The 16,614-nt window shown below is 57.8% G+C and carries 21 protein-coding genes, 1 tRNA gene and 1 pseudogene; 9 read left to right on the forward strand and 14 right to left on the reverse strand.

Annotation, left to right across the window (positions count from 1 at the left end):
• Positions 1–18 precede the first annotated feature (18 nt).
• Together AB9L16_RS11670 and AB9L16_RS11675 are read right to left on the reverse strand one after the other, a co-directional pair.
• Positions 19–744 (reverse strand): hypothetical protein, encoded by a 726-nt coding sequence (locus tag AB9L16_RS11670; protein ID WP_375123611.1) that lies wholly within the window; start codon positions 742–744, stop codon positions 19–21.
• Between the two features lie 82 nt (positions 745–826).
• Positions 827–1,036: a hypothetical protein gene (locus AB9L16_RS11675; RefSeq protein ID WP_375123612.1), complete on the reverse strand. Its 210-nt coding sequence runs from the start codon at positions 1,034–1,036 to the stop codon at positions 827–829.
• A 194-nt stretch (positions 1,037–1,230) separates the two neighbouring features.
• On the opposite strand from AB9L16_RS11675, the gene AB9L16_RS11680 reads away from it, so the two are divergent.
• Positions 1,231–1,366 (forward strand) — tRNA-Leu (locus AB9L16_RS11680).
• Positions 1,367–1,459: 93 nt separating this feature from the next.
• Here AB9L16_RS11680 and xerC read toward each other — a convergent pair.
• The 7 genes from xerC to AB9L16_RS11715 all read right to left on the reverse strand — a co-directional run bounded on the left by xerC (position 1,460) and on the right by AB9L16_RS11715 (position 5,601).
• The gene (gene xerC / locus AB9L16_RS11685; RefSeq protein ID WP_056785472.1) at positions 1,460–2,491 is read right to left on the reverse strand and encodes a tyrosine recombinase XerC; all 1,032 of its coding nucleotides are present in this window, start codon (positions 2,489–2,491) and stop codon (positions 1,460–1,462) included.
• Positions 2,492–2,698: a DUF4224 domain-containing protein gene (locus tag AB9L16_RS11690; RefSeq protein ID WP_093101817.1), complete on the reverse strand. Its 207-nt coding sequence runs from the start codon at positions 2,696–2,698 to the stop codon at positions 2,492–2,494. It lies immediately after the preceding gene.
• Positions 2,695–3,168, reverse strand: coding sequence for a hypothetical protein (locus AB9L16_RS11695; protein WP_375123613.1), 474 nt, complete (start codon positions 3,166–3,168; stop codon positions 2,695–2,697). The genes AB9L16_RS11690 and AB9L16_RS11695 overlap by 4 nt, the downstream gene beginning before the upstream one ends.
• 11 nt (positions 3,169–3,179) lie before the next feature.
• On the reverse strand, positions 3,180–3,545 hold the full coding sequence (locus AB9L16_RS11700) for a pyocin activator PrtN family protein (RefSeq protein WP_093101815.1): 366 nt from the start codon (positions 3,543–3,545) through the stop codon (positions 3,180–3,182).
• A 158-nt stretch (positions 3,546–3,703) separates the two neighbouring features.
• A complete protein-coding gene (locus AB9L16_RS11705; protein WP_375123614.1) occupies positions 3,704–3,985 on the reverse strand; it encodes a phage antirepressor KilAC domain-containing protein in 282 nt (93 codons plus the stop codon).
• 10 nt (positions 3,986–3,995) lie between these two features.
• Positions 3,996–4,586, reverse strand: coding sequence for a hypothetical protein (locus AB9L16_RS11710; RefSeq protein WP_375123615.1), 591 nt, complete (start codon positions 4,584–4,586; stop codon positions 3,996–3,998).
• A 253-nt stretch (positions 4,587–4,839) separates the two neighbouring features.
• The gene (locus tag AB9L16_RS11715) at positions 4,840–5,601 is read right to left on the reverse strand and encodes a S24 family peptidase (protein WP_116255016.1); all 762 of its coding nucleotides are present in this window, start codon (positions 5,599–5,601) and stop codon (positions 4,840–4,842) included.
• Between the two features lie 101 nt (positions 5,602–5,702).
• Here AB9L16_RS11715 and AB9L16_RS11720 point away from each other — a divergent pair, with 101 nt between their 5' ends.
• The 7 genes and pseudogenes from AB9L16_RS11720 to AB9L16_RS11750 all read left to right on the forward strand — a co-directional run bounded on the left by AB9L16_RS11720 (position 5,703) and on the right by AB9L16_RS11750 (position 11,351).
• Positions 5,703–5,954, forward strand: a complete 252-nt coding sequence (locus AB9L16_RS11720) for a YdaS family helix-turn-helix protein (protein WP_081500541.1) — start codon at positions 5,703–5,705, stop codon at positions 5,952–5,954.
• A 319-nt stretch (positions 5,955–6,273) separates the two neighbouring features.
• Positions 6,274–6,792 carry a phage regulatory CII family protein gene (locus AB9L16_RS11725; protein WP_375123616.1) on the forward strand — a complete coding sequence of 173 codons (519 nt, stop codon included), beginning with the start codon at positions 6,274–6,276 and terminating at the stop codon, positions 6,790–6,792.
• Entirely contained in the window at positions 6,785–7,009 is a 225-nt protein-coding gene (locus tag AB9L16_RS11730) for a TraR/DksA family transcriptional regulator (RefSeq protein WP_116254822.1), read from the forward strand. Before AB9L16_RS11725 ends, AB9L16_RS11730 begins: the two co-directional genes overlap by 8 nt.
• Entirely contained in the window at positions 6,999–9,218 is a 2,220-nt protein-coding gene (locus tag AB9L16_RS11735; protein WP_375123617.1) for a VapE domain-containing protein, read from the forward strand. The genes AB9L16_RS11730 and AB9L16_RS11735 overlap by 11 nt, the downstream gene beginning before the upstream one ends.
• Positions 9,211–9,570: a hypothetical protein gene (locus AB9L16_RS11740; protein WP_047301475.1), complete on the forward strand. Its 360-nt coding sequence runs from the start codon at positions 9,211–9,213 to the stop codon at positions 9,568–9,570. Before AB9L16_RS11735 ends, AB9L16_RS11740 begins: the two co-directional genes overlap by 8 nt.
• Before the next feature lie 529 nt (positions 9,571–10,099).
• Positions 10,100–10,432 (forward strand): phage holin family protein, encoded by a 333-nt coding sequence (locus AB9L16_RS11745; RefSeq protein ID WP_110599393.1) that lies wholly within the window; start codon positions 10,100–10,102, stop codon positions 10,430–10,432.
• 317 nt (positions 10,433–10,749) lie between these two features.
• Positions 10,750–11,351 (forward strand): annotated as a pseudogene (locus tag AB9L16_RS11750) (terminase small subunit).
• Positions 11,352–11,542: 191 nt separating this feature from the next.
• Here AB9L16_RS11750 and AB9L16_RS11755 read toward each other — a convergent pair.
• From AB9L16_RS11755 to AB9L16_RS11770, 4 genes are all read right to left on the reverse strand, one after another.
• Positions 11,543–11,935, reverse strand: a complete 393-nt coding sequence (locus AB9L16_RS11755; protein ID WP_009049394.1) for a RidA family protein — start codon at positions 11,933–11,935, stop codon at positions 11,543–11,545.
• A gap of 232 nt (positions 11,936–12,167) precedes the next feature.
• Complete coding sequence (locus tag AB9L16_RS11760) at positions 12,168–12,821, reverse strand: hypothetical protein (RefSeq protein ID WP_110599395.1); 654 nt, start codon at positions 12,819–12,821, stop codon at positions 12,168–12,170.
• A 46-nt stretch (positions 12,822–12,867) separates the two neighbouring features.
• A complete protein-coding gene (locus tag AB9L16_RS11765; protein ID WP_042609810.1) occupies positions 12,868–13,200 on the reverse strand; it encodes a chorismate mutase in 333 nt (110 codons plus the stop codon).
• A gap of 34 nt (positions 13,201–13,234) precedes the next feature.
• Positions 13,235–14,086, reverse strand: coding sequence for an NAD(P)-dependent oxidoreductase (locus AB9L16_RS11770; protein WP_042609811.1), 852 nt, complete (start codon positions 14,084–14,086; stop codon positions 13,235–13,237).
• 118 nt (positions 14,087–14,204) lie between these two features.
• Between AB9L16_RS11770 and AB9L16_RS11775 the strand changes: the two genes are divergently transcribed.
• Positions 14,205–15,065 (forward strand): LysR family transcriptional regulator, encoded by an 861-nt coding sequence (locus AB9L16_RS11775; protein WP_122704478.1) that lies wholly within the window; start codon positions 14,205–14,207, stop codon positions 15,063–15,065.
• Between the two features lies 1 nt (position 15,066).
• Here the strand turns inward: AB9L16_RS11775 and AB9L16_RS11780 are convergent, their stop codons facing one another.
• Positions 15,067–16,578 carry an MFS transporter gene (locus AB9L16_RS11780; protein ID WP_223631549.1) on the reverse strand — a complete coding sequence of 504 codons (1,512 nt, stop codon included), beginning with the start codon at positions 16,576–16,578 and terminating at the stop codon, positions 15,067–15,069.
• Positions 16,579–16,614: the final 36 nt, after the last annotated feature.

Here is a 16,614-nt window from a genome sequence, read left to right on the forward strand (position 1 = left end):
CCCTCGGGGGGATCTGATTCAGCGTAGACCCGCTGGCGCTGGCTTCGTCACAAAACCTTTTCCGGCGCATGTCGTGCAGTCGTCCCTGGCACCGAAGCGATCGAGGCACTCAGGACAAATGCAGAACGCCGCCGACTCGATGTGAGGGCGTAACTTTTCAAATGCCCGAAGATCCCGCTCCTCTTGAGCGACCTGCGCCGCATCGACGAGCGCCCGGTAGACGTCAGCATCCGCGAGAGCGCGGTGGGTAACGCCGTCAATCATTCGCTCGGTTTCAATCAGCCGGTACAGGCAGCCGTTCATCTCCATCGCCAACCCGGCAATCTTTCCGACCCTACGAGAGATTCCAAGCGACAACCAAACTCCGTTGGGTTCGGAGTACACCTTTCCGTCATAGCCAGAGTAAGCGCCGCGCGGCTCACTCTTTGCGAAGTTGAATATTGACCGACTGATGGTGCCAAGCAACTCCCCGTTGTCGATGTGCACCACGTCATAGCTCGATGCGCCCCGATACTGGCCAGGCAAGCTCTGCAGTTCTTCCACTGCGTGCCAATAAGCTGCGTCGGCCATTTCGTTCATGTCGAACTGCTCGAGCTCGTCGATCAGGCCTTCACTCAGCAAATCCATCGCCATTTCTCGCAAGGTCGCCCGGTGCGCTCCGGGGCTTTGCATACGGAAGTCGTGATCATCGAGAGTGGCTCGCCAGCGATCGAGGCGAAGGGATTTTGCTTGGTTGAAATTCATGAAATGGGTTCGCTGTACGAGTGCTGTATGTATGTACAGTAATCGAGGCGAAGCCCGTGGGCGAGAGTGAGGCGACGAGCTGTCAGTCGGGCGTCATCAAAACAGCCAAGGTCATTTTGATGAATTCTTCATTTCGATCGAGCGCGGCCAGAGAGCTGCGGACGTTTTCCGCGATGTCGGCGGATCCGCGCTGCTCGACCCAGAGGGTGAGCTCCATGATGGCGGCTTCAAGGGCGAGCTGGTTTTCATTGATTTTGAAGAGTAGGGAAGGGAGCAGATCAGAGTTTGGCATTGGTTTCCTCCTTGGACGAAACCAGAGTAGCAGGGGGATTGAATGTCGGCAGAACGCCGGAGAAGGGCAAAGCGCTGGATTATGCAGAGTCGGCATAATGCCAGCTTCTCAGTGCCCGATAGGATTTCAATCTTTACGTGAAATTTGAGGTATTTTTTCGGGCCGCAATCATTCTGCGGTATGCGAAAACATTGGGCCGAATGGCAGTCTTTCGAATCGAATTGCGGCCCAAAAAATCGCATCCAAGCCGCAGCCCGCTTGATTCTGGCGCGGGACTTAAAATCCCCCGCTCGTAAGGGCGTGCCGGTTCGATTCCGGCTTCGGGCACCATGAATATCAAGGGCTTGCATGACATACCTCTTGCAAGCCCTTAGTTCTTTTTTCCGCAATCAAAAAATCTTTTCCGCAATTCGTGACTGTCAGTCACTTCGTAGGGGTAACCTTCATCCCCTTGCGCATTCGGATGTACTGTTCTGTCATCCCAACGGTTGTATGTCCTAGCTGGTCCCTAGCTTCTCGGATGCTCCCTGTTGACTCCTCCTTATCCGTCGCCGCTTTTGCTCTTAGGTCGCGCATCTGAAATTCTGCTTTTGGAATTCCGGCTGCTTCCCTGGCGTCATCAAACCGCTTTCTGAGCATGCTGGTCGTCATTGGCTGCCCAGAGTCGATTACTACCAGACGTGTTGATCTGATTTTGTGTCCAGCCTTTCGTGTCATGATTCGATCGATTACGACTTTGAGCTCACCAATGATCTCGATCCTTCGTTTAGCCCCTGTCTTGCCTTGCTGAACGGAGAGCTTTCCGTCTTTTATGTCTCGCTCATCCATCTTCAATGTGTCTGCGATCCTCTGGCCTGTTAGGTAGAACAGGTCCAAGGCGTCCCTCAATGGCTGATCGGCATGCCGGTAGGCTCTGGCAAGTACGTCGTCTTCAACATATATGTCGCGACCGGTTTCTTTATTGCCTTTCACGCCTGAGCAAGGATTTGCCAAGGATGTATAGCCATTCTCGCGAGCAAAGTTCCAGATAGAGCTGAGTAATGCCTTCTCCCGATTCGCGCGAATAGGTGCTGTCTTGCCACGATGACGAAGGTACTGGCTGACATGTTTCGGTTCGATAGCTTCTAGAGGGGCGGGCGGGTCGTTGAAGAACAGAAGAAGGTTTTTGAGTTCGCGCGCGTTGTCTTTTTGGGTGGCGTGGGCTTTTGTGGGTACCACCTCATTCATATAAAGCTCGGCCACGTATGCAAAGGTAAGTACGGTTTGTGTCAGAGCTTGAGAAACGCGGCTTTTTTCGAGCTTTGCGTACTCCAAGATGGCTAGGCCGTAATCTGTACCCAGCGGGATTTCCTTGCGTGGTTTCCCGCCAGTGTCATAAAGGTAGTAGGTGGTGTTGCCGCGTTTTCTCTCGCGTAGGCGAGGAATGCTTCCCGGCTTTGTTGGTCTTCGTCCCATTTATCCCACCAAGCGTGGCTGCCACGTCGGAACTTCTGGTGCGTTTGTAGTTACCCCTGTTAGCGCCGAGGCAATCACGCAGGGCCAGCCATTGCGCTTGATGGTGTGACGAATGCCATTACGCTTCAGTACAGTAATCTGACCGGCTTTAGTTTTGGCTCCAGTCAACTCGCAGACCTGCTCATGGCTAAGAAATTGAATGTTCATGCTGCCTCCTTGCTAGGAAATACAGAGCGCTTCGAATGCGCTTGCTGTGCGACTTTGCTGCCCTCGATTCCTGGTTGCAGCTGCGCAGCCATTGCAAGTGCCTGTTCGCGCATCGATCGGGCATCACGCTCGAGCTTCTTGCCGGTACGAAAGGCGCTGAAGGTTTCGGCGGCGATCCGCAGCAACTCGCCGATGGCGACCAGCGTCTGATGCTCGGCCGGGCAGAAGAGGGGGGCTACTTCAAGTCGTTTGCAGGTTTGTGCCAAGCGAGTGTGATCGGCCCGGATGAGCTGCAGGGAGGCTCGAAGCTCGCGGATGGTTTTGGCGCTTGCGGCGCGCTGGAAGTCTTCACCCTCGCGCAGGCCGGTCTCCAGGCCATCGCTGCGGCCTATGATGTAACCGCCCCAGAGCAGCAGGGCGGCCAGAGCTATCAGGATGAGCAGTGCACCGATTTGTATTGGGGTCATCATGTGGTGTGCTCCTAGGGTTGTCGTTGGCTGGTGGTGACAGCCGTCAGTGGTGTGGGGGCCGTTTGGCGTTGGCCGTCCTGCTGTCGCTGCATATCTTCATCAGCCTTGTAGGCGCGGATGTCGATCAGCGAGGCAACATGGCGGATGTGCGCGTACTTCAACGCCTTGCGGCTTGTGTCCAGCGTGGTTATGGGAAGCTGGATCCGGCCGCTGTTGATCTCCGTCACGAACGACTGCTCGTTGAGATTGCGAAAGTACTGCTCGCGGACTTTTTCTAGCGGGATCAGGACGTCACCGAAGATTCGATAGAGCAGTTCGACGGTGGCCGATTCGGGCGCCGGATGCAGGCGAAGCGGATTCTGTGCAGCGTTACTCATGGCCTTGTCTAGCCTCCTTGCGTTGTTGTCGTGCCGGGTGATTCCAGGCATTCAGGCAGTGGCGTCTGGTCAGCTCGCGCAGATGTTCGGGCACTTCGAGGAGCGCGGCGTTGCGCTCCTCGCGTGTGCGCATGGCAACGATCTGGCGGGCGTACTCCCTAGGCCACGTCACGGCGATCTGCCGGGATGGCGGGTAGATCGATGCCCAACTGGTCGGCTAGCCAGCGGATACCGGCTTGCATGACGCGGGTCGACTGGCTGTACTGCATTCCGCATTTTTCGTCATACCAGGGGCTGTCCTTGACCCGCAGGTACGCTTTGTCGCGCTTCGGGTACGCCGGCAGGTTTCCCTTGAGCAAACCTTTTTCCCGCATGAGAGCGATCAGGTTGGGGCGAGTGAGGCCGAGTTGAGCGGCTGCTTGGGCGAGAGTGCGTTCCATAGCGTCCTCCTCATGCTGCGTGCGCAGCTGGAGTGGCCGCTGCAGCAAGGTGGTTGATGGACTCAATGACCTTTGCGTAGATCTCGGCATCGGAGTCGTACAAGGTGAAGCAGCGTGTGTGCGGGCTCTTGCTGCCGATGCTCAAGATGACGGTAACGCCGCTGCGCGAATGGGTGCGATGCAGCGCCACATGCAAGGGAAGTTCGAATCCCATGTCGAGGCTCAGCGTGCCACCGGTGTGCACCAGCTCGAACACGCGCTGCTTTTCCCGGACCTCAAAACGGCCGTATTGGCGACCGGCGTGCGGGAGAGGCACCAGGTCGCTGGAGTTGCTCGCGTCGAACGGACCGTTGGCAATCTCTTCAATGAAATCGGCCAGTTTGAGGTGCATCTTCTTGTCGTTTGGCAGGGTTAGCGTGTGGCGTTCGCTGCCCAGTTCGACGACAAAAGTGCTTTCCACGGTGCCGCGTTCAGCCTTCAGGCGGAATGCCAGGCATTCACGCTTCGGTGCTGTGCGCAGGACATGGTTGAAGGTCTCGGTCAGGTTGACCTGGGCGTTGAGCAGCTGCAGGGTACGGTTGTCGATCTTGTACTTGATCATGCCGCGTGCCCCCCACCGTTTGGGTCGAAACACTTGGCAGGAGGGCGACGTTTTTTGGAGGTTTTGATGCCAATAAAAGCGCAGCCACATTCTCGGGCCAGACGACGAACCTCGAAAATGCGGCAGGGGTCAGCGATGGTTGGGTGCAGATGAATCGTAGCTTTGGTATGCATGAATTTGCCTCGCTCTGTGGTTAGAGAGTGAGTGCAAATTAGCAACAGCTAATTCATTTCGCAATAGCAAATGCTAAATTTCAGATCTCAAGATACTTTGACGGCTTTAAGATAGCCCCTACGTAATGGATTTTCTCGACGAGCTTTTCCTCCAGGAAGATAGGAGGGTAGCTGTCGTTAATGCTATCGAACCGGAGTTGACCGTCCCGGCGATAAATGAACTCTTTCACCATTGCCCTACCATCGGTGGTCCGCACGAGGACCTCATCGCCAGTCTGATAAGCATGATTCGGTTCAATGAGCACAAACTCTCCGTTTTTGATACGTGGATGCATGCTGCTTCCCACGACTTTCAAGCCATATGCATCGGGATCGGAACTGATAATTTCCAAGTATCCATCGCCATGACCTGGAGGATATTCAAGTGCGTCGAAGTAGCCATCAGTACCCAACATAGCCTTTCCCACTACGGGTACTGGAGCAGGGCGCCGGTGCTCGCTTGCTTCCCGCTCTTCAGCTGTTCTAAGGGCGGTCTCGTTGATGGTTGCATTGAAGAACGCAGGGTGGGGCAAAACTGGAGGCTTGAGGCCTAGAGCGATCCAAGCGGCGGTGATTTGATGCTGGTCTTCGGCGGAGTAGGTTCCCGTCGTAAGCAAATCAGCAGGAACTGCGAGCTTTTTTGCAAGGTTCGTGGCAGCTCGGTCACCCAATGTCCGGTGCCCGTTCAGGATCTGAGAAATGTACGAAGCGTCCACATCTGCATGCGCTCCGGCAAAGTCCTTGAGTTGGTTTTCACCAATCAGGGCTTTAAGAATCGTGAGGCGTTTTTCGTAGATATTCATATAGGGAATCATCCGTGCTCCGTTAGCAAAATGTAAATTACGTTTTGCTATTGCGGACCGGATTAGCAGTTGCTAATCTTGTGTTGAATAGGGGGTTAGCAATGACGCTTCTCGAATACATAAAGATCCTAGACGACGTACAGCTCAAGACCTTTGCCTCTCGATGTAATACCTCAGTCGGCCAATTAAAGCAGGTTGCTTATGGCAATCGTCGAGCGAACGCAGCTTTATCCATTTCGATTGATCGGCATAGCGGCAGTCGTGTGACGTGTGAGTCGTTAAGGCCAGACATTGATTGGCAATATCTGCGAACGCAGGCACCAGCTAATCACAGAGTAGAAAACGCTGCATAGAAAAAAGGCGACCCAAGGGTCGCCCAGTTTCTCCCGACAGCATCACCACAATGCGGTCGGGTCGCGATGTCGGAAGGCGAGCACACCACATGCCGCCGACCTTCATCGCGTTTCCAAGGCTCGGAAGCCTTGGTGTTGCTGCCGTTCTTACCACAGAGCTGGCAGCTGTTGCGCCAGGGGTGAACAACGGATTGTTCGCCCCGGCACGGTGCCGGTTATCCCCTGCAAGGGTTCCCGGCGTTTGGGCCATACCAAGCCACGCGGCAAATGTATCACCAACTTCTGTCGCGCGGCACTGGCAACTTTTAGGATTAATGCCATGAGCCGAATTGTTCTCAGTTCTCTGGAACGGGCGCAGCGGGAAATCCTGCCGCTCGATTTAGCGCTGTACCACGCCGCTCGCGATTACCCGGGCGGCGCTGCTGCCATCGCTGCCACGACAGGTCGTAACCCGACCACGCTGCAGCACAAACTGTCGCCGACTCATCCGAGCCACTCCATCAACATTCAGGAATTCGGCGAGATCCTCGAACTGACCAAGGATCGCCGCATTCTCGATGCGGTGCATGCGCTGGTCGGCGACACGATCTGGCAGGAGCTGGCGGACACCTACACCAACGACATGCCCGAGACTCTCACAACGGGTATCGCCGAATACTTCCGCCAGGTCGCCGATCTGGCCGAGACCTGGGCCAAGAGCATCGGCGACGGTGTGGTGACTGATCAGGAACTGGCAGCGATTCGCCTGCAGGTGTTCCGGGGCATTCAAGGGCTGCTGGGTTTGTTCAACCGCGCCACCTACGTCAACCAGACGACGCGAGGTGCCGACCGTGGCTGACATCGCCGATTTCGCCAACGATCTGGTGCAGGAACGCATCGATCAGGCCATGGCGGCGCGCAGCGCTGCCAAGGCCGAAAGTGCTGCCCATTCCTTGCTGTTCTGTGAAGCCTGTGACGATCCGATTCCGGAAGCCCGTCGCCTGGCCTCACCGGGTTGCTCGCAGTGCATCAGCTGCCAATCCCTCTCTGAGCGGGGGATTCAGCATGCTCGATGAAGTGTTGGGGCAATTCGCCGATTACGGTCTGGAGCCAGCGCAACCGCTGGTGTTCGGCAAGCTGACGCGCTGCAAGACTTCGCAGGACAAGGGCAAGGAAAAGAACGGCTGGTACGTGGTGCACGAGCAGCGCACGGAGAAGGGCGATACGCTGATCTTCGGCGCTTTCGGTGACTGGCGTTCGGGCGAGACGCAGAAGATCAAGGTCAAGGCCGGTCGCATGTCGCCGGAAGAGCGCGAAGTGATGCGCGCCCGCCAGGAAGAAGCCAAGCGCCGCGCTGCCGAAATCGCGAGTAACGCTGCGCGGCGGGCCGCGAAAAGGGCGCAGGGTTTGTTCGAGCGCATGCCGACCACCGGGCGCAGCGACTACCTGGACCGCAAACAGATCGTCGGCATCAACGTGCGTTACGCGCCACGCACCGGCGCCGTGTTGGTCCCAATGAAGAACGCCCGCGATCAGTTCATGGGTCTGCAGGTGATCTTCCCAAACAAGCAGGAAGACACCGGCCGCGACAAATCCTATTGGCCTTACGGGATGGCGAAGGAGGGCACCTTCCACCTACTCGGCCCGCACCCGGTACCGGGCGAACCGGTGCTGGTCTGTGAGGGCTACGCCACCGGCGCCAGCCTGCACATGGCGACGTCGCTCGCTGTGGCCGTGGCCTTCGATGCGGGCAACCTGTTGGCCGTGTGCAAGGTCATGCGCGAGCGCTTCGCCGGCTGCCCACTGATCATCTGCCGCGATGACGACTGGAAGACCACCAAGCCCAACGGCGATGCCTGGAACCCAGGTGAGGAGAAGGCGAGCAACGCCGCGTTGATCGTCGGTGCCCAGACCGTGGCGCCGATCTTCTCGGTCGAGCGTCACGGGAAGTGGACCGACTTCAACGATCTGCACGTCGCCGAAGGCCTCGACGCGGTTCGCCGACAAGTGCTCGCAGTAGTCCGTCCACCGGCGGCCGGTGGCTGGAAGGATCAACTCGCCCGCAGCGAGAGCGGTGCTTTGATCGCGCACATGCAGAACGTCGAACTGATCCTCGCCCATGATGAACGCTGGGCCGGGGTAATCAGCTACTGCGCCTTCAGCTCGAAGATCGTCAAGCTGCGGGCCGCTCCTTATGGCGGCGGTACCGGCGAATGGGCCGACATCGATGATGTGCGCGTGATGAAGTGGCTCGCGCAGCAGTACAACCTGCGTGTGAAGTCCTCGCACGTGATCGAGGCGGTCAGTGTCGTGGCTCACGACCACGCGTTTCACCCGGTGCGCGAATACTTGAAAAAACTTGAGTGGGATCGTGTGCCGCGCCTAGAGCGCTGGTTGACGGATGTCATGGGCGTGAAGGCAACGGACTACACATCGAAGGTCGGCAAACGCTGGATGATCTCGGCCGTGGCGCGGGTGATGAAGCCCGGCTGCAAGGCCGACTCGGTGATGATCCTCGAAGGCGTACAAGGCGCCGGTAAGTCGACCGCCATGAGCGTGCTCGGCGGTGAGTGGTTCATGGATACGCCGTTTGCTCTCGGTGACAAGGACGGCTTTCAGGCGATCCGCGGCAAGTGGATCGTCGAGCTGGGCGAACTGGACAGCTTCAACAAGGCCGAGAGCACCAAGGCCAAGCAGTTCTTCTCGGCGTCGACCGACACCTACCGCGAAAGCTATGGCCGCAGAACGTTGGACGTGCCACGCCAGTGTGTTTTCGTCGGTACCACCAACCAGGACGAGTACCTCAAGGACGCTACCGGCAACCGCCGGTATTGGCCGGTTGCCTGTACCAAGGTCGACGTGGCGTTGCTGCGCGAGATCCGCGACCAGCTCTGGGCCGAAGCGATGTTCTGTTTTGAGGTCGGGGACCTCTGGTGGGTCACGCGAGAGGAAGCACCAATGTTCAGCGAGGAACAGGACGAACGCTTCGTGGTGGACGAATGGGAGACGCCCATCCTGACCTGGCTCGAAGAGTCGCAGATCGGCGAGACCACCACCGGCAGTGAGGTGATGAGTCAGGCGCTCAAGCTCGATCCCGGTCATTGGGGCAAACCCGAGCAGATGCGCGTTGGTGCGATTCTGCATCGACTGGGCTGGCGACGGTTCCGTTTGGGCGCTTTGAGCAAAAGCGGTCAGCGGCCATGGGCGTACAAGAAACCTGAGGGTTGGGGCAGGGCGCCTGCGCTGGAACAACCTGAGTTCGAGGAGCCGTGCTTCGATGATTAAGGCAATTGATATGGCCCTCAAGCAATGGGCGCAGGAGCTGCACAGCGATGAGGTCGCCGCCGGTTACTCGGGCGGCAACATGGTCGCGATGATGATGGAAAGCGGTGGCCAGCTTGTGCGCGGAAGGCGGGGGAGCAGGGTGCCGCTGGAGGCCTCCCTGGACATCGAGCGCATCGTCAAGAAGCGTCTTGATCCCGAGTTGATGACGGTGGTCCAGGTGCATTACTTCCAGCCTGATGCACCTCTGACTGCGCGTCTGGCTGAGAGTGGCTGCACACGCAACCTCTATTACCAGCGCCTGCATGACGCTCACATCGTGGTTGAGCACTTCCTCCTGGGGGAAGCGGCTTGATCGTGGGCATTACTCTGGCTCACGCCGTCCCACTGGCCTGCCTCCGTCCCACTGCTTTTTGCGGTGGTGGGACGGGCGCAGGCCCCGTCGTTGTTGGGCTGTCCCACCGTCCCACCTTTTTCATGCCACCCGCCCGTGTATGCGTAGCGGGCATCAATGCGCGTGTTCACGCGCACGCGTGTTTTTAAATATTCTCTCTATACACGAGAAAGGAGAGTTAAAAGTAGGACGGTGGGGCAAAGCCCCAATCTGCGGGGCTTTCGGACGTCCCACCTAGTTTTAGAGAGGTGGGACGCGTGGGACGCCAGAAAAGCAAAAGATAGCCGGGATAGATATTCACCGACATTCGCCAGCCGTTCACCGGGCGTAAGCCACACATTCACCGGGTGGCATTAAAACGGTCTTGCTGCCACCAGAATCTACCTGTAAAAAGGGGCCATCTTCGATGGGTGCGACCGCAAAGCGCGGCAGACCACCCACCACCTGACCCGGCCAATGCGCCGGGTCTTTTTGTTTAAGGGGTAGGGCAATGACGAACGAGCAACAGGCACTGGCAGAGATGCCGATCTGGATGGTGATTGCCCTGTCATTGGTTGGCGGTGTATCCGGTGAGATGTGGCGCGCTGACAAGGATGGGGCGCGAGGCTGCGCGTTATTGCGCCGGCTAGCACTTCGGTCCGGTGCCTGCATCGTTTGCGGGGTGTCGGCGATGATGTTGTTGTTCGGCGCGGGCCTGTCGATCTGGACGGCGGGCGCCCTGGGTTGCCTAACAGCGATGGCCGGCGCGGACGTCGCCATCGGGTTGTACGAACGCTGGGTCGCCAAGCGGCTCGACCTGAGCGAGGCCGAGCCGAAGGCATGAGCCGGGCAGGCCGGGTAGGGCGCAGATTTCACGGGTCCTCCCCGAGGGCCGCCCCCTACACGGGTTATCGAACTCGCGAGATCTCTCTAGCTGAAACCTTTGCAGGGATGTCCGTCTTTCCAAAGGGATGGGGGCAGGGCATGGCAGTCGAGCGACCGGACCGGGCGGAAAACCGCCGGGGACCCTGGGGACTTCCAAAGGACACGGGGCCGGAAACCCGCGGGATCTTGTTAGTGGGAGGCCCACCAGCTTACTGAAATTTCAATCCACTGAAATCTTGAAAGCATTCATTGAAAAGCCGCTGAAAAGGAGGGCTTATGACCGCAGCCACGTACCTATCCAAGAGCGCCTTCGCCGCACACATCGGCCGCTCACCGAGTTACATCACCTGGCTGAAGGAAAATGGTCGACTGGTCCTGTCCCCAATGGCAAGCAGGTCGACGTTCTGGCCACCGAAGCATTGATCCGCGATACCGCTGACCCGAGCAAGGCTGCCGTCGCTGCTCGCCACCAACAGGAGCGGCTTCAGCGTAATGTGTACAGCCACGTCGCTACACAATCCGAACCGACCAACATGGCTGCGCCGCCGCCCGTTGATCCCGCGCAAGGGCAGTCCCCGGACTTTCAGAAAGCGCGTGCACATCGCGAGCACTACTTGGCGCGGATGGCTGAGATGGAGTTTCGCAAGGCGCAGGGGGAGCTGGTGGAAATCAGCTTTGTGCAGAAAGCCGCTTTTGAAACGGCGCGATCGCTTAATCATTCGCTAATGAGCCTGTCGCCGCAATTGGCGCCACAACTCGCCGCGCTGTCGGATTCGTGGGTGGTGGAGAGGCAGCTAACGGCTGCGCTGCGCCAACGACTTAACGAAGCGGCACAAGTGTCAAGCGATGACTTTGGATTTGCGTTTAGCGAGTGCTAAGGATATCCGCTGATAGGCATTTTTCTGCTCGCATCGGAATTGATTGGCGCCTGCTTCCAGTCAGTATTAGCCGTCGGCGTAAAGTGTTATCACGCGCCTACCGATGCAGCAGGCAAGTGTAATTTTGAATCTACCACCGCATGCGTAGTCACCCATTTTAAGACCTGGATATGCAGGTTCTTGTCAGAGGGTTATCGCTCTACTGCGACGCACTTGATCTCCACGAGAAGGCCAGGTCGAGCTAATTCACTGACACCAATGCAGGTCCATGCACAAGTGCTTCTCGGAAATACTTTATCCTTTACGCGTCTGAAAATTGGCATGTGACGGTGCATGTCGACGTGGTAAGTTGTCATTTCTACGACATCTTCAAATTTACAGCCACCTGCCTCCAAGACGATCCGGAGATTGTCCCATGCAGCTAAAAACTGCTGCTCAGGTTCTTCAATGACGGATAATTCCGGCGTCCTGCCTACCTGACCCGCGCAGTAGAGAGTTTTTCCTACCTTTACTGCTGGTGCATAACCCGCGCGCTCGTAGATCAATCTCATGCCATCTGGAACAATGATCTGACGGTCAGTCATGATTGCGGAGCCCCAAGTTAGAACGGTTACGAAAGCTAACTCAGGGGCCAGAGCCGCGTCCACTCAGTTCACTTCTCATCTATTAATCAACCCCACAGGTGCTTTTAGCCGCTGCTGAGTCTTTTTGAACTCATTACCTAATGTGGCTACCTCGATCGATGCAAAAGGCGCGAGCCGGTAGCGTTACTGATCAGAAGCATTTCGATGGTTGGTTCGCTGCTAGGCTGGCTCGTCAGTTCGTGTCGTCATCACCTTGAAATATATCTGCGTAAAGTCGCGCGACTGTAGGGGTAAGGTTATGACCGGCAGGAATGAGAAAGTCGGCGTGTGGTGCGAGCCGTTTTACGTAGATGACTTCGTAAACCCTGCGCACGATTCCAGGTGCTGTTTCTTCCCGGTCCAAGCCAGGCATTATCCCTACCGCTTTGTAACCGGCTTGCTCCAGTGCTTGTTGCATATACGGCGTGCGGGTTGTTGCCATGCCATAGATCAGCCCCGCGCCCATGAACGTGCCGATTTTTTCTCCCAGGTCCTGGGCCGCAACGGCCAGTCTGGCTTGTCTGTGCGGTTTGGCTACCGCGCCGACCCGCCCGAAAATAACGTCAGCACCGTCAATTTTTTCCCACGTGGCGATAGCGACAATCTCATCGTTCTGGCGGACGACGGTAGCGAATATGCCTCGATCCGGATCGTCTTCGAGCACCACGTTGTCTGCGTAGAACTGCTGGTCCAGAAACGGGCTTGCCAACCCCACCGAAATGGAGGGAAACCATGTCCGGAAAAAATCTGTCGCGACATTGATCTCCTCACGTTTCAGGTAATCCCAACTGTAGCCATAGGGTAAATCGGTGAAGCTGCGAATTTGCTCGATCGTTGGCCATTTCATGCGGTTCTGCTCGTTTGTCTGATTGCTTCGATAAGTGGCGCCAGGGTCAGGCCCGAGGGTCAGGGTTATTGGCGGGTGCCGGGGCATGCCTGGCGGCGATCTGCCTGTGGCGCTCGACCACTTCGCCAATGACCAACTGCATCAGCCTCTGCACGATGGCCGTATCCAGCTCGGCCTCCTGAGCAAGTGCTGCCAGACGCTGGTATTGCTGCTGCTCTCTGGCCTCGTCTACCGCAGGCAACTGATATCGGGCCTTGAGCAATCCGACCTCATCGGTACAGCGAAACCGTTCCGCGAGCAGGTGGATGAGGGCGGCGTCTATATTGTCGATGGTTTTCCTGAATGTTGAGAGTTGACGCGCGATGTCGGAGTTTTCCATGAATGACCTCGTGACAGGTGTTCGAAAGAGCTTCTCAATGATTCGTCTGCTGAGCAAAAACCGACCAGTCCTTGTCGCCATCTCCCCTGGCTACCGCCGACGTCATTTTCAATCGCACGGCATCCGCCGCTGGCAACTCTAGCCCCTTGAGACGACCCGCATCGATCGCCAGATTCATATCCTTGAGGCCAAGCGACAGTTTGAATCCCGGTTCAAAATTGCTGCTGACGATGTTCTGCCCATAACGTTGATAACTGGGGCAGGCGAACAGGGTCTGGGTCATGAGCTTGATGAAAATCGAAGGGCTCAGTCCGTGGCGTTGAACGAGTCCGCTGGCTTCGCCCAGCGACTGGATGGCTTGGGTGATCATCATGTTGCCGGCGATTTTCGCGATACAGGCCTGTTCAGGTTGGTCGCCCAGATACCAGGTTTTTTTCCCGAGCAGGTCGAACAGCGGTTGGACGGTCGAGACAGCGGCCTGCGATCCGGCCGCCAGGATATTCAACTCGCCCTTGGCCGCCACGGCGGGCACGCCGAAGACCGGCGCCGCGATCAATGGCATGCCGACGGCTTCATGTTCGCGCTGCAACTCCAACATCAGCGAAGGCGACAAGGTCGACATCACGACATGCACGCAAGCTTTGTCTGCAGTTTCCAGAACAGCGCTGGAGAGCAGCACTTGCCTGACGGCGGCATCATCGGCCAGAAGAGTGATGACTACCTCTTGCTGGAACGCCGAGGCCGGCGTTTCGATAACGCTGATGCCTTCGAGATCCTTGATCGCCGCCTGACTGCGGTTCCATGCCGAGACGTGATGGCCAGCGCGGACGAGCAGTGGAATGATGGCTCTGCCCATGCATCCCACTCCGATAAAACCAATCTTCATTTGCAGTCTCCGGTTGGTATTCGACGACGGTGAATGCAGACAAGTATGTCGGGCACGGGATTGCTACGGCACTGCCATTGCTGCACTCTCACTGTTCATTTTTGTACGGGGGCGGAGCATGGACTGGAGTGATGTGCGGGTCTTTCTCGCGATTGCCCGCAGCGGGTCATTAGGGGCTGCCGCCAAGCTGTTGGGGGTCAGCCATCCGACCGTGGGGCGGCGCTTGCAGGTGCTGGAACAGTTCAGTGGCCAACCCGTTTTCCTGCGTACCAACCAAGGTCTCGTGTTGACCGACAGCGGCGAGAAGCTCCTCAGCCTCGCGCAGGAAATGGAGCAAAGTGCGTTGGCCATCGAAAGGCGCCTCGCGGGGGACAGCGCACAGCCCGAAGGTGTGCTGCGCATTTCCTGCGCTGACTGGTTCGCCTGTTATGTGCTGGCCCCGGTGCTGAGTGAACTGGGCCGGCGTTATCCATTGATCGTGCCCGAGGTCATTGCCGGGCATCGATTGTTTGATCTGGCTCGCCGCGACGCCGACATCGCGTTTCGAATCGTTCCGTTCACCGAACCCGATATCGTGCACCGCAAGCTGATCTCCCTGACTTACGGGTTATACGCAGCCGTTGGATCTGCTGACCCTGAGCCACAGGGCGCCGGGCTGGGTCTGATCACCATGAGTGTTGCCCAGTCTCATTATCCCGATGTGCAGTGGCTGCAGCAGCGTTACCCTCTGGCGCGTACCGTGTTTACCAGTAGCAGCCGCACAGTCCAGGCGCAAATGTGTGCGCAGGGGCAGGGCGTCGCGGTATTGCCCCGCGCTTTGGGCGACCAGTTGACGGCGCTGCGTCTGATCGATTCAGATGAACCGCCACCAGGCCGCGACATTTGGATGGGCTACCACCAGGACATGCGCCAGATGGACAGTCTGCGCGCGCTTGCCGACCTGGCCTCCGTCATGATTGGCACTCAGGCAGGCGGTTGATTCACTCTGCCGGCTGCATGGCCGCCGTTTGCAGCTCTGCAGCAGATTGGCGCGCCAGACTCAGACTCAGTCCTGCGCCTACCACCAGACACGCAGCGATGCACAGTATGGCGACGGTGAAGGCGTGGGTGATGGCCGCCGCGTCCGTGTCCTTGCCCAGAAGCGTGTAAAAAATGCCACCGATGATCGCTACGCTCAGTGCCGTGCTGATTTGCAGTGTGGAACTGGTGATGCCCGCAATCATGCCGGAATACGCCGGTGCCACGCGTCCAGTGATCATGCGCATCAATGTCGGAAGGGCCAGTCCTTGTCCGAAACCGATCAGAAAGAGAATCACGGCAAGGGACAGCGCAGAGGGCGTGACGGCGGTTGGCGTGTGCGCCACGAGCCAGGCCAATAGCACGAACCCCAGCACTTCGAGTGCCATTCCGAAGGGATTCACATAAGACCCCAGCAAACGCCGGAATAGATGGGTGGCGAGCGGCCCCAGCAAGAAACCAGCGCCGAATGGCAGAAAGACCAGACCTGCACTGAGCGGGCTCGTATGCAGCGCTCCCTGTAAATAGATGGAAAACAGCAGGAAGAACACGCCGATCGCGTAAAAAGTCAGCGCCACCAGCAATGCCCGGCCCAGCCCGGGCGCACGCAGTGCAGCAGGGTTCAGCAACGGCGCGCCTTGCGCTTGATACAAGCGGGCTTCGTAGCGCCAGAACAGCCAGGCCAGCAGTGGCACCGCCGCCAGCGACAGCCAGGCCCACCACGGCCAGCCCGCTTCACGTCCCTCGATCAGTGGAACGATCAGCGCCGCAAGCGTCACCATCGACAACAGCGTTCCACCCAGATCCAGCTTGCTGGTCTGGGGTGCGCGGGTTTCCTTGACCACGGGGATGGCGATCAGAATGACCAGCAACGCAATCGGTAGATTCACCAGAAATATCGACCGCCAGCCCAGGTTCATCAGGTTGAGCGAGATCAGAATCCCGCCAAGTGCCTGGCCGACTACCGACGCCAAACCAAACACCGCACCGTACAGGCTCAACGCCAAGGGTTTTTCCGACTCAGGGAATATCGCCTGCACTGAAGCGAGTGCCTGCGGCGCCATGACAGCGGCCGTCACGCCTTGCAGTGAGCGTCCGGCGATCAACACCCAGGGTGACTCGGCGACACCGCAGATCAGTGAGGCGACGGCAAAGCCAATCAGGCCAACGAAGAACATTCTCATGCGGCCAAAGATGTCGCCAAGCCTTCCGCCGGTGATCAGTGTCACGGCATACAGCGCCGCGTAAGAAGAGATGATCAACTGTTCGGCAGAGGAGGCCGTGCCCAGCGATTGCTGAATCGAAGGCAGCGCTACGTTCACGATGAAGAAATCCAGCGGCGGCAAGAATGCACCGACCAACAGGATGGCGAACATCAGCCAGCGCCGCTGTTCCGGAAGGGCTACTATTTTCTCAGGCATAAGGTCTCCTTTCTGAAACCCTTCGGCTCCAGAATATTTTCGATTGCGAGTCATGCTTTGAATAAGCTGACTTCAATCTAAACGATCAAA

This window comes from Pseudomonas sp. LW8 (genome assembly GCF_041956865.1).
Taxonomy (GTDB): domain Bacteria; phylum Pseudomonadota; class Gammaproteobacteria; order Pseudomonadales; family Pseudomonadaceae; genus Aquipseudomonas; species Aquipseudomonas siliginis.

Bases quoted from the DNA above. Each gene is read 5' to 3' on its own strand.
- AB9L16_RS11670 (WP_375123611.1), bottom strand. From the start codon at position 744: ATGAATTTCAACCAAGCAAAATCCCTTCGCCTCGATCGCTGGCGAGCC.
- AB9L16_RS11675 (WP_375123612.1), bottom strand. From the start codon at position 1,036: ATGCCAAACTCTGATCTGCTCCCTTCCCTACTCTTCAAAATCAATGAA.
- xerC (WP_056785472.1), bottom strand. From the start codon at position 2,491: ATGGGACGAAGACCAACAAAGCCGGGAAGCATTCCTCGCCTACGCGAG.
- AB9L16_RS11690 (WP_093101817.1), bottom strand. From the start codon at position 2,698: ATGAACATTCAATTTCTTAGCCATGAGCAGGTCTGCGAGTTGACTGGA.
- AB9L16_RS11695 (WP_375123613.1), bottom strand. From the start codon at position 3,168: ATGATGACCCCAATACAAATCGGTGCACTGCTCATCCTGATAGCTCTG.
- AB9L16_RS11700 (WP_093101815.1), bottom strand. From the start codon at position 3,545: ATGAGTAACGCTGCACAGAATCCGCTTCGCCTGCATCCGGCGCCCGAA.
- AB9L16_RS11705 (WP_375123614.1), bottom strand. From the start codon at position 3,985: ATGGAACGCACTCTCGCCCAAGCAGCCGCTCAACTCGGCCTCACTCGC.
- AB9L16_RS11710 (WP_375123615.1), bottom strand. From the start codon at position 4,586: ATGATCAAGTACAAGATCGACAACCGTACCCTGCAGCTGCTCAACGCC.
- AB9L16_RS11715 (WP_116255016.1), bottom strand. From the start codon at position 5,601: ATGAATATCTACGAAAAACGCCTCACGATTCTTAAAGCCCTGATTGGT.
- AB9L16_RS11720 (WP_081500541.1), top strand. From the start codon at position 5,703: ATGACGCTTCTCGAATACATAAAGATCCTAGACGACGTACAGCTCAAG.
- AB9L16_RS11725 (WP_375123616.1), top strand. From the start codon at position 6,274: ATGAGCCGAATTGTTCTCAGTTCTCTGGAACGGGCGCAGCGGGAAATC.
- AB9L16_RS11735 (WP_375123617.1), top strand. From the start codon at position 6,999: ATGCTCGATGAAGTGTTGGGGCAATTCGCCGATTACGGTCTGGAGCCA.
- AB9L16_RS11740 (WP_047301475.1), top strand. From the start codon at position 9,211: ATGATTAAGGCAATTGATATGGCCCTCAAGCAATGGGCGCAGGAGCTG.
- AB9L16_RS11745 (WP_110599393.1), top strand. From the start codon at position 10,100: ATGACGAACGAGCAACAGGCACTGGCAGAGATGCCGATCTGGATGGTG.
- AB9L16_RS11755 (WP_009049394.1), bottom strand. From the start codon at position 11,935: ATGACTGACCGTCAGATCATTGTTCCAGATGGCATGAGATTGATCTAC.
- AB9L16_RS11760 (WP_110599395.1), bottom strand. From the start codon at position 12,821: ATGAAATGGCCAACGATCGAGCAAATTCGCAGCTTCACCGATTTACCC.
- AB9L16_RS11765 (WP_042609810.1), bottom strand. From the start codon at position 13,200: ATGGAAAACTCCGACATCGCGCGTCAACTCTCAACATTCAGGAAAACC.
- AB9L16_RS11770 (WP_042609811.1), bottom strand. From the start codon at position 14,086: ATGAAGATTGGTTTTATCGGAGTGGGATGCATGGGCAGAGCCATCATT.
- AB9L16_RS11775 (WP_122704478.1), top strand. From the start codon at position 14,205: ATGGACTGGAGTGATGTGCGGGTCTTTCTCGCGATTGCCCGCAGCGGG.
- AB9L16_RS11780 (WP_223631549.1), bottom strand. From the start codon at position 16,578: ATGACTCGCAATCGAAAATATTCTGGAGCCGAAGGGTTTCAGAAAGGA.